This window comes from Agarivorans sp. Toyoura001 (assembly GCF_005405585.1).
Classification (GTDB): Bacteria; Pseudomonadota; Gammaproteobacteria; order Enterobacterales; family Celerinatantimonadaceae; genus Agarivorans.
This window is the reverse complement of the sequence record NZ_BJEQ01000023.1, coordinates 1-13,144: the sequence shown is the minus strand read 5'-3', so window position 1 is coordinate 13,144 and position 13,144 is coordinate 1. Positions and strand designations below refer to the sequence as shown.

General features: G+C 44.6%; 10 protein-coding genes. 8 read left to right on the top strand and 2 right to left on the bottom strand.

The genetic code is table 11. From position 1 onward, the window contains the following. Positions 1–172: 172 nt before the first annotated feature. Genes FFR00_RS19475 through FFR00_RS19445 form a run of 7 tightly spaced genes read left to right on the top strand, consistent with a single transcriptional unit; the run spans position 173 to position 9,709 of the window. Positions 173–535: an STAS domain-containing protein gene (locus tag FFR00_RS19475; RefSeq protein WP_137675088.1), complete on the top strand. Its 363-nt coding sequence runs from the start codon at positions 173–175 to the stop codon at positions 533–535. 21 nt (positions 536–556) lie between these two features. Further along, complete coding sequence (locus tag FFR00_RS19470) at positions 557–1,372, top strand: OmpA family protein (protein WP_137675087.1); 816 nt, start codon at positions 557–559, stop codon at positions 1,370–1,372. Between the two features lie 11 nt (positions 1,373–1,383). Further along, entirely contained in the window at positions 1,384–3,522 is a 2,139-nt protein-coding gene (locus FFR00_RS19465; RefSeq protein ID WP_137675086.1) for an SLBB domain-containing protein, read from the top strand. Then, a complete protein-coding gene (locus tag FFR00_RS19460) occupies positions 3,519–4,217 on the top strand; it encodes a CpsD/CapB family tyrosine-protein kinase (protein WP_137675085.1) in 699 nt (232 codons plus the stop codon). The genes FFR00_RS19465 and FFR00_RS19460 overlap by 4 nt, the downstream gene beginning before the upstream one ends. Before the next feature lies 1 nt (position 4,218). Next, positions 4,219–5,160 carry a phosphate/phosphite/phosphonate ABC transporter substrate-binding protein gene (locus FFR00_RS19455; protein WP_235836265.1) on the top strand — a complete coding sequence of 314 codons (942 nt, stop codon included), beginning with the start codon at positions 4,219–4,221 and terminating at the stop codon, positions 5,158–5,160. A gap of 31 nt (positions 5,161–5,191) precedes the next feature. Next, positions 5,192–8,269 carry a PAS domain S-box protein gene (locus FFR00_RS19450; protein WP_137675084.1) on the top strand — a complete coding sequence of 1,026 codons (3,078 nt, stop codon included), beginning with the start codon at positions 5,192–5,194 and terminating at the stop codon, positions 8,267–8,269. A 9-nt stretch (positions 8,270–8,278) separates the two neighbouring features. After that, positions 8,279–9,709, top strand: coding sequence for a sigma-54 dependent transcriptional regulator (locus tag FFR00_RS19445; protein ID WP_137675083.1), 1,431 nt, complete (start codon positions 8,279–8,281; stop codon positions 9,707–9,709). A gap of 285 nt (positions 9,710–9,994) precedes the next feature. Here the strand turns inward: FFR00_RS19445 and FFR00_RS19440 are convergent, their stop codons facing one another. Continuing rightward, positions 9,995–10,975 carry an integron integrase gene (locus FFR00_RS19440; RefSeq protein ID WP_137675082.1) on the bottom strand — a complete coding sequence of 327 codons (981 nt, stop codon included), beginning with the start codon at positions 10,973–10,975 and terminating at the stop codon, positions 9,995–9,997. Between the two features lie 309 nt (positions 10,976–11,284). Between FFR00_RS19440 and FFR00_RS19435 the strand changes: the two genes are divergently transcribed. Continuing rightward, positions 11,285–12,169, top strand: coding sequence for an AbiH family protein (locus FFR00_RS19435; RefSeq protein ID WP_137675081.1), 885 nt, complete (start codon positions 11,285–11,287; stop codon positions 12,167–12,169). A 403-nt stretch (positions 12,170–12,572) separates the two neighbouring features. Here the strand turns inward: FFR00_RS19435 and FFR00_RS19430 are convergent. Continuing rightward, the coding region (locus FFR00_RS19430; RefSeq protein WP_137675080.1) for a transposase at positions 12,573–13,144 on the bottom strand (572 nt) is incomplete at its 5' end.

The following is a 13,144-nucleotide window of genomic DNA, read 5'->3' as shown; positions in this document are numbered from 1 at the left end:
GTTAAAGCCTAAACTAGCCAAATTGCAATTTGCAAAAGCACTGTTAATCCCATCTAAACTTACTGTTTTACTTTGCTATTTTGCATATAACTCATTGTTTATAATTACTAATTTGTAAGTGGCACAGAACTCGCTTTAACAGTCTTGAGAATCAGGAATTGTGGAGCGAATTATGAATATGCAACTAACTACTTCAGACCAAGGCGACGTAACAGCATCTATCAATGGTGCCTTTGATGCTAAGTCTTGTGCTCAGCACAAAAATCAGTTTGAAAACATTTGTCACCAAGCGGCCAGCAAGCTGGTTATTGTGAATTTGGCGCATGTCGATTTTTTAGATGCTTCTGGTATTGGCGCGTTGGTATTTATGTTCAAACGCATTAATGCAGCGGGTGGTCGTCTTATTATTGTAGGCGCTCAACAACAGCCGCGAGATTTACTCGTGATGCTTCGTGTTAACCACATCATTACCATGTTAGACACGCTTCCTAGTCAACCAAACAGTGTTGACACCTTACCTTCTATCGCCGCTTAAGCAGGACTCAAGGAGCCTATCATGCGTAGCATTATTATCCCCGTATTGTTAACAATGACCTCAGCTTGTACCAGTTGGCCAGAACAAGGACGTGGTGGTTTTGCTGAGCATCAACACGCTATATTGGCTTGGATGGACGGCGACACTGGCACTACCGATCTTCGCGAATTAGGCCCAGAACACGGTCTACATTTTGAAGCGGTATTAGTTAAGCATCAGTTAGATTTGTTGGTGTTAGAAGGTGCCGAATTATGTTTCCCTGCTTCTGTCACTCAGGCTCGTTTGCAGCAGCAACGCATTGTTCGTGAATTAGAGGGTGGCTTAACCTTTGATGCTGCCAATGATATCGAAATTCAACAACACTTTGTGAACATGCTTGAGCAGCGCCTAGACCGAGTAACCGAAAGCGGTGCTTGCCAAACCGACCGCTTAGGCCACATTCAATCTTCACAATTAATGGTCAGCATTAGCGACGCGCTAAACAGCAATAATCAGTTTGCTTTTGATTCAAGCGAACTGACTCCAGCCTACAAAGATCAACTCACTAATCTCACGCCAATTATTGCTGCGAGCAAAGTAGCGTTAATTATTACCGGCCATAGCGACAGCAAAGGTGATGAGGCTTATAAGCAGCGTTTATCTTTAGCTCGCGCCCAAGCGGTGGCTGATTACATGGCTGAGATGGGTATGAACGAACAACAGATTAAGCTAGCAGCAGTGGCTGATTCACAACCTTATTCTGAAGGCGAAAGCGACGCGATTCGCCACTCTAACCGTCGAGTTACCATTAGCGTTATCGACGCCGACAATCACTTTTTCGCTCAACGTGGTCAATAAGGAGCACGCTCATGAATACTTCAAAAGTATGTAAAGGCATTGTGGCGGCATGGATGATTCTAGGTTTTGTTATGAGCATTGTCTTTAGCGCCAATGCATTAGCGGCTAGCCCTCAAGTACAGGCGGGTGACGTGGTACGCATTATTCTTCCTGGTGAAGCCTCGCTCGACAAAAGCTTTGAGGTAGACCGAAATGGCCGATTAATTCTGCCAGAAGTGGGTCCAATCATGGTATCGGGCTTTACCGAGCAGCAAATGCAAGAAAAGATTAAGCGCGAGTTATCTAAAGCTTATCGTGATTTAGCCGGGTTGCGTGTGTTACTCGAAGAGCGTCGTATCCGCATTAGTGTATTAGGTTTTGTTGGCCAGCCAGGCGAAGTGGTGTTAGCCGAAGGTGCTGGCATTCAAATGGCAATTCAAGCCGCTGGTGGTTTACGTTCTGGCGCGCAGTTAGACCGCATGCAACTGCGCCGCGACAGCTTTGAGCAAGCCAAAATATTTAACTACAAGCGTTACTTAGATTCTGGCGATTTGAGTGTATTGCCTGAGCTGGAATCTTTAGATGTATTGTTTGTGCCTGCATCGCCAAAAATTGGCAATGTCGCGGTGGATTTTGACCCTAAAACGCTTAACGACAAAGGCGACGCAGCAGAAGATCGTACCGCAGTTAAAGTATTTGGTGAGGTATATAACCCAGGCAGTTTTTCATATAAAGAATCAGCCTCGTTAGTGGATATGTTAATGCGTGCTGGTGGGGTGACTCGTTATGCCAGTGTGGAGCAAATTCGCGTCATCATTAATGGTGAGCCAAAGCTGTTTAACTTAAAGCGCTACTTAGATACTGGTGACAGCAACATGCTGCCACAGTTAAGCGCCGGCACTACCGTGTTTGTGCCTAAGCAAGAAGAAGAGATTAAAGCCGGTGCAAATACGGTGTATGTAATGGGTGAAGTATTTAAGCCTGGTGCGTACGAGGGTAACAAGTCAGCTGGATTTTTAGATGTATTAGCTAACTCTGGCGGCCCAACGCGCTTTGCTGAAACCCGCCAAATTAGAGTGATTCGCAGCAACGGAACGGTTGAGCGTTTTGACTTGCAATCGTTCACCGAAGGGCGCACAGCCCAGCTGCCAAAAATCACACCTGGTGATGCGATATTTATTCCTGAGAAAACCGACTTAAATGAAAAGTCGTGGACCAAGGTATCACCAAACCGTGCAGTAAAAGTAATGGGTGAAGTAAACCGCCCAGGCCGCTTTGAGTGGGCCAACGAAATGAACTTAATGGACCTATTAGCGCATGCTGGCGGGCCTAAACCTAATGCCGATATGGCTAAAATCACGGTGTTGTTTAGCGATGCTAACGGCAATACACGCTCGGTTAACTTTGATTTAAATGCTTACCTAGCGGGTAAGATTAGCAATAAGCGTTTACCTCAGATTGTGGCGGGTACCACCATTATGGTGCCGCAGTTGCCAGATGACCCAAGTGACAATAAATCACAATGGGTGCGCCAAGCCAGCGAAGATTCAATCTACGTATTTGGTCAAGTGGTTGCCCCTGGTCGCTACCGTTTTGACCCAAGCATGCACTTTCTGGATATTCTTGCAGCGGCCGATGGCCCGTCGGAAAAAGCCGACATTAGCAATGTGCGAATTAGTCACCGCAACGGTAAACACTCACAAGTATCAAAGCTAGATTTAGCGATGTACTTCGAAACAGGTGATGAGTCTTTGCTACCAAACGTAGTACCGGGCGACTCAATCTACATTCCTGAAAAAGACCGCAACTGGTTGTCTGAAAAGAAAGAACGCACCGTGCGGGTATTGGGCTCGGTAAACAAACCTGGTCGCTACCGCTTTAACGATGATATGACCTTGTTGGACTTATTAGCCGAAGCGGGTGGTGTAGATAACGATGGTTTCCCTGAGAAAATCACCGTAGTAAACCTGTCTTGCTGTAAAGACCAAGCGCGTACCTTCAACCTATTAGAGTTTTCTAAAACCGGTGACTTTGGCATGTTGCCAGTGATTAGAGCTGGCGACACTGTTTACATTCCATCACGTGAAGAAAGTGGTTGGCACAAAGCTCGCCAGGGCATGGAAGATGTATTCCGTATTGTTACCATTAGCGCATTGTTGGGGTTCCTATGATTAATTTACCGTCAACTTATCAAGAGTTGGAGCGCATATATCAGCGCTTACCGATTCAACAAAACACCTGTATTGGGGTGAGCTCAAGTCAACCAGAGGAAGGGGTTTCCACCTTGGTAGATGCCATTGCAAGGCGCGCAGCCGGAGCTGGGCGTAGCGTATTAGTGGTTGATTTTAACTTGCACCATCCCCGTCACTTTGACCAACCCGTGTTTGATTTAGGCTGGGACAGAGGCAAGGTACAAGGAATGATTAAAGACCCACAATCGGGCATTGATTACTTGCCAGTACCCTTAGACAAAGTATCGCTGTTGTCGTTAAAAGAACCAGGAGTGATTGAGCAATGGACAGAGCAGTGGAAACAAAGTTACCAGTTGGTGCTGATTGATACTTCAGCAGTTAACCAAAACAACTGTGGCAACGTATCAGCGCAACGCGCTCTTGCGGGTTGTGATGCCAGCATTATGACCATGATGGCTGGAGTGACTTCTCGCCCGGCGTTTGAAGCGGCCATTGCAGACCTACGAACCGAAGACATTCGTTTACTCGGAGTTGTGATGAACGATCGCTTTAATCCCAGCCTGCAATCTGAGTTAGTGAGAGAAACCTCACGAATTACCATTTTCTTTCCTCGTTTCCAGCGTGTGCTGCAAAGAATTCTTGTTAACTCTCAATTACTTTCGATAAGGGTATGATATGTTTTTTATATTACAAACCAACAATGGAGCATCAGCCACATTGAGTAAGCAGAAACCAGATATAGCGTTTCTCGAGATTAAGAGTAAACAGTACAAAGCAAAGCGAAAAATGCAGATTAAAGTCACCGTGTTGTTAGTGGCTATTTTGCTGGTGATCTTGGCGATTATTAGCAGCAGTGCTGAAGCAAAAAGCTATACCTTTGGCATAGTGCCACAGCAATCGGCTACCCGTTTAGCACTGCAGTGGAGCCCCGTGTTAGATGCGGTTAGCGACACCAGTGGTTATCAAGTGGAGTTTAAAACCGCCCCCAGTATTCCTGAGTTTGAGAAGCGTTTAGCCAACGGCGAATATGACTTTGCCTACATGAATCCTTTTCATTACCAAGTGTTTTCTGCTTCGCCAGGATATAAAGCTTTTGCTAAAACTAAAGACAAAAAGCTAAATGGTATTATAGTGGTAAGGACTGATAGTGATATCAATATCACCGATGTTCAACAATTGAATGGTAAAACCTTAGTCTTTCCGGCTCCACGGGCTTTTGCAGCGAGTGTAGTCACTCGAGGATACTTAGAGCAACAGGGTGTTGAGTTTGTACCCAAGTATGTTGGTTCGCATGACTCGGTATATCGCGCGGTAGCGGCAGGCTTGTATCCAGCTGGTGGCGGAATACCGCGCACTTTTGCTAATGGTGACGCAGATGTCACCGACCAATTGAAAATACTGTGGGAGTCGCCAGATTATACACCTCATGCCATTGCTGCCCACCCAGAGGTGCCAGCAGAGGTGGTTAAAAAAATTCAGCAAGCTTTGGTTGAAATGGAGAATAAACCTGAGCAGCAAGCCTTATTGGATGGCCTTAAAATGAAAGGTTTTGTGGTCGCCAAAGACAAAGATTGGGACGATGTGCGCCAGCTCAGTATAGGTGATACACATCATTAACTAGCCTTAATGACAAGCATGGAAAGGCGCGATGAATCTAAGCTTTAAAGCGAAAACCGTTCTCGGCGTGGCCCTAATAGAAGCCGTATTATTAGGGGTATTGGTTTATAGCAGCATTGGATGGCTGTACGATTCAAATGAGTTACAAGTGGAACAGCATGGCAGAATGATGTCGTCGCTGTTTGCGTCTACCACTAAAAATGCCATTATCACCACCGACTTAGCCACACTTGATAGCCTAACTGAAGAATTTTCCTCGCAAAAAGATGTCGCCTATGTGGTGATTACAGACCAGAACAAACGCTTATTGTCTAAAGGTGGAATCGAACCACATCAGCATCCTTCGGTAGACCCTAACCTTGGTGACCATGAACACAAGATATTTGTTAATGAAAGTGATGTTGTTATCGGCAACAAACTCTATGGTCACATTCAAATTGGCATTTATGATCATGGCCTACACGGCTTAATTTCTGAAGCGAGTTCCTTTGGCGTAAGCATTGCGCTGTTAGAAATTAGCTTAGTGGCTTTGTTTTCGTTTTTGCTTGGCACTTACCTTACCCGCCAACTCGGTGGCCTGCGCGATGCTGCTAAAACCATTACCCAAATTGGACCGGGCATTCAGCTTGATGTGAAGGGTAAAGATGAGATCTCAGAAGTCTCGCGAGCCTTTAACAAAATGTCTGCTGCGTTGGAGCAATCACATTTAGAGTTTAAACAGGCCATAGAGGTACAAGAAAAATTAGCCTTAGAGCTAGAGCAAAACCAGTCGATTCTAAAAGCAACCATTAGCTCGGCCATGGACGCGGTAATTACCACCGATCGCCATGGTTACGTGCTGGAGTTTAGCCAAAGTGCCGAACGTATTTTTGGCTTTACTCACGATGAAGTGGTGGGCAAAGAACTGGCGAGCTTTATTGTGCCCGAGGCCTTTCGGGATGCTCACCGCAATGGCATGAAACACTTCAGAGAAACCGGCGAAGCCCCGGTGCTTAATCAACGTTTAGAGTTACCTGCATTGCATAAAGATGGCCGAGAGTTTCTCTCAGAGCTCACCATTAGCTCGGTTGAAGTGGGCGATGACACAATATTTACCGCGTTTATGCGAGATATCTCCGATAGAAAGCGCACCGAGCAAGAGTTGCAGTTAGCCGCTGAAGCCTTTGACGCCAACGAAGCCATTTTTATCACTAATCAACACGCAGAAATTGTTCGAGTGAACCACGCTTTTAGCCGAATCACTGGCTATTCAGAAGAAGAAGCCATTGGCCAAACACCATCTATTTTAAGCTCCGGTGAGCATGATCAAGCCTTTTTCAACAACATGTGGTTGCATCTCAAACAGCAGGGCGAGTGGTCGGGTGAAATCGTAAATCTTCGTAAAAATGGTGAGCGACTGCCTGAGTGGTTAAGCATTTCTTCGGTTCAAGACAGCGAAGGCGAGGTGACGCATTACGTTGCGCACTTTACCGATTTAAGCGAGCAGAAAGCCGTTGAGCAATCCTTAGAGCGCGCCAGGCAAGACGCCGAAGCGGCCAGTTTAGCCAAGAGCCGTTTCCTTGCCAGTATGAGCCATGAAATTCGTACCCCGCTAAATGCCATTATTAATATGAATCAAATCCTTAAAGACACAGACTTAAGCTTAGAGCAGCAAGGCTTTGTTGATACCGGCAACGAAGCAGGCCATACCTTAATGGCCTTGGTAAACAACGTATTGGATTTTTCAAAAATTGAAGCCGGTCAGTTAGAGTTTAACAATGAGTGGTTTTCTGCAGCGGAGACCTTAAAAAGTATTGTTAGGCTATTTAATACCACCGCTCAGCAAAAAGCCTTGAAATTTGAATTGCAGATAGACGATGACATTTTCCCCGAGTACTTTGGTGAGCCGCTGCGCTTTAGGCAAATTGTATTTAATTTAATGGGCAACGCGATTAAATTTACTTCTGAGGGTGGGGTAACGTTGGCTCTAAAACCTATCCAGCCTTATGGCATGGAGCTAAAAGTAAAAGATACTGGTATAGGCATTGAGAAAGAAGATAAAGAACGTTTGTTTGAAGAGTTTTTCCAAGTAGAAAGCGGTGTCACTAAACGATACTCCGGCACCGGCTTAGGGTTGGCGATTACCCGTCAGTTAGTGGAGAAAATGGGGGGCGAAGTTGAAGTAGAGAGTGAAGTTGGCCGCGGCACAACCTTTACTGTTCGTTTGCCATTTAGAGGGCGACACGCGCCTACTATTCAACTAGACGATGCACTGGAGCAGAAAGAGCCTAATCCCGAATTAGCCAAACATGCGCGCATTTTATTGGTGGAAGATAGCGCCATGAATCGCGCTGTGGTGACTCAAGTGCTTAAAGACTTTATTAAAGAATTGAGCAGCGCTGAAAACGGCCAAATAGCCGTAGAAATGTGTCAGCATAATCATTACGACATTATCTTAATGGACATGGCCATGCCGGTGATGGATGGATTGGCTGCCACTAGAAAGATACGAGAAGCTGAGGGCCTTAATCAGCAAACGCCAATATTAGCCATGACCGCCAATGCCTTTGCCGAAGACAAACAAGCTTGTTTTGCAGCAGGTATGAATGATTTTATCACTAAGCCTATCGATATCCCCTTGCTTAGAGCTAAACTAGTGCAATGGTATAAGGAAAAAACACCAACACTAACCGTTGTTGAAGCTCCTTTAGTCAGTCATACGCTTGATCAAGTTGACGTTGATACAGAAGTAGCAAACGATGAACCCGAACAAGATCTTAGCTTACTGCTTAACCGACAAGTGCTTGAGCAGTTGGTAAAAGACGCAGGTTTAGACGCACTGCCAGTAATGCTTTCGTTGCTTTACCAAGAAACTGAGGCTCAATTGGCCACCATTACACTGGCTCATCAGCAGCAAGAGTTTGATGATGTGGCCTTAGCTGCCCACACCATGAAGGGGAATGTGGCAACATTTGGTGGCGAGCGCTTACGTAAGTTAGCGTTGGCTATTGAGGTAGCAGGTAAAGCTTCCGACATATCAGCGTTAGATGAACATGTGCCAACATTGGCGAACACCGTAGAACAAACGCTTACTGCAATTAAGCAGTATGAAAAAACAGTTATTGCCTAGGGAGATGCTATGGGAACTGAGCTTAAAGCCTCGGTATTGTTAGTAGAAGATAGCGAAACATTGGCTGCCACTTATCAAGCGTATCTTAGTAAAGAAAACCTTAAACTAGAGCGCGTAGCTACCGGCAGCGCAGCAATAGACTTCTTATCAAAACAATCGCCTCAGGTCATGTTACTTGATTTAAACCTACCCGATATGGGCGGTATGCAAGTGTTAGAGTGGATGGTTGAGCGCAGCTTACCGACCTCGGTGATTATTATTACCGCCTATGGTTCTGTGGATGTAGCGGTTGATTCAATGCGTTTAGGGGTGGTGGATTTTATAGAAAAACCCTTTGATGCCAGCCGCCTAAAAGTGACTGTGAACAATGCCGTTAACCTGCACAAACTAAAATCGTTAGTAGAAGACTACCAAGCCGATGCGGGGCGCGACAGCTTCCATGGCTTTATTGGTGGCAGCTTAAGCATGCAAAATGTGTATCGTATGATTGAAGCAGTAGCGCCCAGCAAAGCCACAGTGTTTATTACCGGAGAGAGTGGAACAGGTAAAGAAGTGTGTGCAGAGGCAATCCATAAAGAAGGTGGCAGAGCCGACAAACCTTTTATTGCTATAAATTGTGGCGCCATTCCAAAAGACTTAATGGAAAGTGAAATATTTGGCCATGTAAAAGGTGCCTTTACCGGAGCATCATCCATGCGTTCTGGCGCGGCTTCGCAAGCTCATGGAGGCACCTTGTTCCTTGATGAAATTGGTGAAATGGACATGGACTTACAAACAAAGCTACTGCGCTTTGTGCAAACGGGGCGATTTCAAAAAGTAGGAGGCAGCCAAGAAGAGCAAGTTGATGTGCGTTTTTTGTGTGCCACTAACCGAGACCCATGGGAAGAAGTGCAAGCAGGGCGTTTTAGAGAAGACTTATACTACCGTTTGTACGTTGTGCCTATTCACCTACCACCACTGCGTGAACGTGGCTTAGATGTACCGGGCATTGCTCAAAAATTTCTGCGCCGTTATGCCAAAGAAGAGGGCAAACAATTCCGCCGTTTTTCTAGCCTAACTGCTACGGTAATGAGTAATTACGATTGGCCGGGCAATGTTCGCCAATTGCAAAATGTAATCCGCAATATTTGCGTTTTGCATGACGGTAAAGAGGTGTTAGCTAGCCAGCTTCCACCACCTATTAACACCCTAGTGCCTGAAGGAGCGATTGGTAAAGATGGTCGCCATCAGGAAGAAGTAGAGGCGGCTGAAATTAGCGCAAATGTAGTGGGTGGCAGCCAATACCAAATTCAACCTTTGTGGATCACCGAGAAAGAAGCCATTGAACATGCGATTGATCACTGCGATGGCAATATTCCAAAAGCCGCCGAGCTATTAGATGTAAGCCCTTCAACCATTTACCGCAAAAAACAATCATGGGAAGAGGCTGAGGCTATTTAGTTCACTTATTGCTTGCTGATGATGCCCTGTTCGAAGGGCTTAGCGCCGGTAAACAATAAAGTTTGAGCATGCACAATAAGCTTGAATATTATTGCTTTAAAGAAACTGTTGGGCATTTGTGGTCTGTCTCATTTCAGCCCCAAAACATGTTGAGTCTTCTTACGACCATCTCTCCCATGAATGAGCGTTCCCGATTAAAACTAATGGCTTTGTTTTTGATTTACGAACCAAGTTTAATCGCCAACTAGAATGCATAATCGCTTTGAAGCGCTTTAAATAAATCATCTATTTTGCAGCTTGAACTAAGCACTCTAAAGGGCTTTTGACGCCCGTGGTATGACGACCGATAACATGTGTGTAAATTTCGGTTGTTGTTACATCTTGATGGCCAAGTAATTCTTGTATAGTTCTTAAATCAGTCCCTTGTTCTAAAAGGTGGGTGGCAAAGCTATGCCTAAAGGTATGACAACTTGCAGGCTTATTTATTCCAGCATTACGCACGGCTTTGGTGACAGCTTTCTGGAGCACACTATGGTGAATATGATGACGCTTGAGCTCACCTGTTCTAGCATCGATACACAGGCGAGTAGAAGGAAACAAAAACTGCCAAGAAAACGATCGTTGAGAATGTGGATACTTACGGGCTAACGCGTAAGGCATTGTTGCTCCGCCATAATGTAGACTCATATCGTGGGTAAAAACACTTTTGCTCAGGAGAATGTTATCGCGAAGCGTTGGGATCAAGTTAGGGGGTAATAGAGTCACGCGATCTTTATTACCTTTGCCTTGCCGTACGGTAATTGTATTTTGATCAAAATCTAAGTCCTTAATCCGTAATCTCAAACATTCACTGAGTCTTAATCCCGAACCGTATAGCAGTGAAGCCATGATCTTATAGTCCGCCGGTAAATTCGCAATTACCTGGCTCACTTCTCCTCGAGTAAAAACCACGGGAATGTTGACTCTTTTTTTTGCGCGTTTAGCCTGAATTCCAATCATTTCGATACGCAGTACTTTGTTATAGAGAAACATTAAGGCATTAAACGCGATGTTTTGAGTCGCTGGAGCAACTTGTCTATCGACCGCTAGGTGAGTGAGAAATCGCTCAATGTCAGCAGCTCCGAGCTTTGCTGGGTGTTGTTTGTGATTAAAATACAAAAAACGTTTTATCCAATGCCAATAGGTTTGCTCGGTGCGAATACTGTAATGGTGCTGATAAATCGTATTTCTAAATCGCTGCTGGAGCCGCAGTGGTGTGTTTGACATGTTGCGCACTTTTTGGCTGTATATTTATACAGTATTTGTAGTTTCGTTTGCGTCTTTTGTCAAAGTAATCAATGATAGAAATGGATTGACGATTGATTGATTCCGAGTAAAAAACTAAGTTAGACAATGAGTTAATATCAAATCAAGAATTGATGAGCGAATGTGATTAAGATCATATTTTTTGTGATAGGCCGCGCGATCATTGAATGGGATAGGTCGCACGTGCGGCCTACTTAGCGTTAGAGGGGCAATATATCTGGGTGATTATCCAAATGGTGATTTGCATTTCTTAACAATAGAGGGATTAGGTTGGCAACTTTAGTTATCGTTGGTAATGGGTTTGATATACAAAATCGTTTACCTACAAGTTATTGGTATTTTTATAAAAAATATAATGAGCGACTAGATGACCATTTTGTTCATTTCCCCAATTTTTTTGATGACCAAGAATGGTCAAATTTCGAAGAAAATTTAGGACTTTTCGATGAGGATAACTTCAGAGAGGGTGCTGCGTGGGAACCAGGTATGGATGACATGATAGAGTCATCTAAATACGTGAACGGCTATAATGATGAAATATCTCAAAAAACTGATGAGTTGGTTGATGATATAAGAAGCGCATTTATATCTTGGATTAACGGGATAGATGTAAAGCAAGCCACTAAATTTATGGACTTCCCAAAAGGGTTTAAATTTATCAACTTTAATTATACATCTACCCTACAAGATGTATATTTAGTGCCAGATGAAGACGTGCTACATATTCATGGTAAAGCCAGATGGAATGTGATATTTGGGCATGGTATAGGAAATAGCAATCAATCCAGATCTATGGAACCAAATCAAAATGAGCCTTGGTTTGAGGAGTCATTTCAAACTCTAGCATCTGTAACTGATAAATTTCATAAACCAGTCAATGAAATACTAGAAGAGCATAGGGAACATCTAGAAAGTTATGGAGATGTAACCAAAATCATTGTGCTTGGTCACTCTATTAATAGCATCGACATTCCATACTTTAATTGCATTTTAGAAGCTTATCCTGATGCACATTGGAGGAATTGGAATCATAGAGGTGAAGAAATTGATGGGGTATCAGATACACATGGTAAATTGCTGAGCCTTGGAGTCCCTAGTGATAAATTATTCTCTCTTTCGTCTAAAAATCTAGGGCGCGCATACCCAACTAGCTGAGGTTGGTACCAGCCCCTCTAACAAGCCGCTGTAGATACTCGCTTCGCTCGCTGGGACAAAAATACACAGGCTGTCCTCGCGAAGCTCAATAATTTTAGCCTGTGTATTTTTGCCCTTAAGCGGGGCGTTGATATGATCCCCACTGTCAACACGCACAAGTCTACTTCTACCGATTAACACCGGCATAGAAAACCTGAATGAGAGACCTTTGGCAAGTAAGTGTCGGCGGTTGACCTTGCTGATATTCGCGAGTTGGTTATCGCATTACTTGTTTACGCCTTTGGAGCCTTGCCTCAGTCTAGGTGCGCGAGTTTACATCGCTTAACGCCCTCGAGGATTGCTCTCACCGCTGCCGCAGGTCTTACTCACTCAAGTTGTTTAAATACTTAGCTTCTTTCTATTTCTACCCTATATGTTGGCTCTTAGGGTCAAAGCGCTGGGCAATGTCCCAGATGTAACCCAATAGCTCTCTGGCTACTGCGGTCACCACTTTGTTGTGTTCTTTGCCACGATGTTTGAGTTGGGCAAAGCGTCGACATAATCGAAGCTGAGCCTCCCATGAACGCTGCTGTAGTTTTATTGATTGGTCTTGCTGGCGTATCAGTAACTCTCTCGAAACTTTGGGGGGAAAGCGGTAAGCCCAAGCCGCTTCTATCAATATTCGCCGTGCATGAGTATTCCCACACTTAGTAATACCGCCTTGTTTTTGTCGGTTACCACTGGAGTATTCTGAGGGCGTTAAGCCCACAAAATTCATCAGTGAACGCGGGTTAGCAAAACGGCGCATGTCACCGAGTTCTGCGACCAGAGTAATAGCCGATAAGAAGCGAATACCACGCAACGCTGTTAGGTATTGGACTAACGGATACCAAGACCAGTCTTGGGCAATTATCTGTAGCTCTTGCTCAAGATGCTGAAGCCGCTCATAGCGCTCGGTAACAATGTTGATGTAGTGCTGAAAGGTGAGTTTTTTAG